The organism is Bordetella petrii (assembly GCF_020991325.1).
GTDB lineage: Bacteria > Pseudomonadota > Gammaproteobacteria > Burkholderiales > Burkholderiaceae_B > Bordetella_A > Bordetella_A petrii_E.
Window position 1 is genome coordinate 1 of sequence record NZ_JAJMLX010000446.1, and the last position, 2,190, is coordinate 2,190.

Here is a 2,190-nt window from a genome sequence, read left to right on the forward strand (position 1 = left end):
CGCGAGCGCGTGAAGGCCGGCGCGGCGCGTTCGCGGCGGGCCGGCTGGCCAGCGGCGGGACGACGTTTGCGCAACAGGTTGTAGACATAGAACACGGCCACGAAGAACAGGAATACCGCGAAACTCAGCCTCAGGGTGCGCGACGAAATGCCCAGGGCCAGTTGCGCCCCCACCCACGTGAAGGCCACTGCGCCTGCCGCGCCGGCCAGCGCGACGGCGCGGTCGATGCGGGCCTGCTGGTTGTATTTACGGACCGCCATGATGATGGTGGGCAGCACCATGATCAGGGCCGTGCCCTGGGCCAGTTGCTGCGACATGTCCATCAGCAGCACCAGCGCGGGAATGGCGATCTATGCCCAGCACCCCGCCCAGGAATCCGATCAGCGCGCCGCATACCAGGCATATGCCCATCACCCACAGGCTCATGCCCGATGCTCCTTGAAAACCATGACGGGAAAAGCGGTAGCCGCGATGCCGGGCAAGCCGCTCACCGCAGCTTGTCCAGCGCGGCGTCGAGCCGGTCGACCGCCCAGATTTCCAGGCCTTCGATCGCCTGGCGCGGCGCGTTGGCCTTGGGGATGAGGGCGATGTTGAAACCCAGCTTGGCAGCTTCGCGCAAGCGCTCCTGCCCGCGCGGCGCGGGTCGGATTTCGCCGGCCAGGCCGACTTCGCCGAACGCGATCAGGCCGCGCGGCAAGGGCCGGTCGCGCAGCGACGACATGATGGCCAGCAACACCGGCAGGTCGGCCGCGGGCTCCGTGATGCGCACGCCGCCCACCGCGTTGACGAACACGTCCTGGTCGTAGGTAGTGACGCCGGCATGGCGGTGCAACACGGCCAGCAACATGGCCAGGCGGTTGCCTTCCAGCCCCACGGTCAGGCGCTTGGGATTGGGGGCGTGGGAACTGTCCACCAAGGCCTGGATCTCGACCAGCAGCGGCCGCGTGCCTTCCTGCGTGGCCATGACGCACGAACCGGCCACCTGTTGTTCATGCTGCGACAGGAACAGCGCGGAAGGGTTCGCCACCCCGCGCAGGCCGCGGTCGGTCATGGCAAACACGCCCAGCTCATTCACGGCGCCGAAGCGGTTCTTGAATGCGCGGACCAGTCGGAACGAGGAATGGGTATCGCCCTCGAAATACAGCACGGTGTCGACGATGTGTTCGAGCACGCGGGGGCCGGCCAGTGCGCCGTCTTTGGTCACGTGGCCGATCATCACAATGGCGATGCCTGTCTGCTTGGCCAGGCGCGTGAGCTGGGCCGCGCATTCGCGCACCTGCGATACCGAGCCGGGCGCGGCGGTGAGTTCGCCGCTGTACAGCGTCTGGATGGAATCGATGACGGCCACCGCGGGCTGCTGTTCCGACACGGCGGCCTGGATGGACTCGAGCCGGATCTCGGCCAGCAGGTTCACGTTGCCGGTTTGCAGGCCCAGGCGCCGGGCGCGCAGCGCCACTTGCTCGGCCGATTCTTCACCGGTGACATACAGCACGCGGGCATTGGCCGACATGACTGCCAGTGCCTGCAGCAACAGCGTGGATTTGCCGATGCCCGGGTCGCCGCCGATGAGCACCACGGCCCCGGCCACCAGCCCGCCCCCCAGCACGCGGTCGAATTCGTCCAGCCCGGTGGGTTGGCGCGGCGTTTCGCGCGCCTCGATGTCGGCCAGGCTGCGCACCGGGCTGGACGACGCCAGCGGCGCGTAACGATGCGACGCGGCGGCCGGGCCGCCGGTCTCGACAGTTTCTTCCAGGGTGTTCCAGGCGGAACAATGCGGGCATTTGCCCTGCCACTTGGGACTGGTGCCGCCGCATTCGGCGCAGACATAGACGGTTCGAGGCTTGGCCATGGCGCAAGTTTACCGGCAATGCGCAGCGGGGCCGGGCCATGGCGCGCGCTTGCCGTCACGGATACGTTTTTTTGCAAACTCATGGTGGAGGATTCAACCCCGTTGGGGCCGCTGGCGCGTTTAACCAGAACGATCCCCCGAACAGGACCCGACCATGAATACCAAGAACCCACCGGCCCGCTGGATATGCACGACGCTGGCGGCGGCCCTGCTGGCCGCCTGCTCGCCAGCCCCTAATCTTTTCAAGCGCGCCTTGCAGGCGCTCCAGCCGCAGATCGGACTGTGGTCGACGCTGCCGTTTCCCATGGTGTCCGAACTGATTGCCGGCGCCGGTTTCGACT

General features: G+C 67.3%; 1 protein-coding gene and 2 pseudogenes. 1 reads left to right on the forward strand and 2 read right to left on the reverse strand.

Translation table 11 applies throughout. The annotated features are described in order from the left end of the window. A pseudogene (locus LPZ50_RS24325) lies at positions 1-426 on the reverse strand (sulfite exporter TauE/SafE family protein); the annotation flags it as partial. Positions 427-487: 61 nt separating this feature from the next. Next, the gene (radA, locus tag LPZ50_RS24330; protein ID WP_230665414.1) at positions 488-1,849 is read right to left on the reverse strand and encodes a DNA repair protein RadA; all 1,362 of its coding nucleotides are present in this window, start codon (positions 1,847-1,849) and stop codon (positions 488-490) included. Between the two features lie 154 nt (positions 1,850-2,003). Here radA and LPZ50_RS24335 point away from each other — a divergent pair. Beyond that, positions 2,004-2,190 (forward strand): annotated as a pseudogene (locus tag LPZ50_RS24335) (hypothetical protein); the annotation flags it as partial.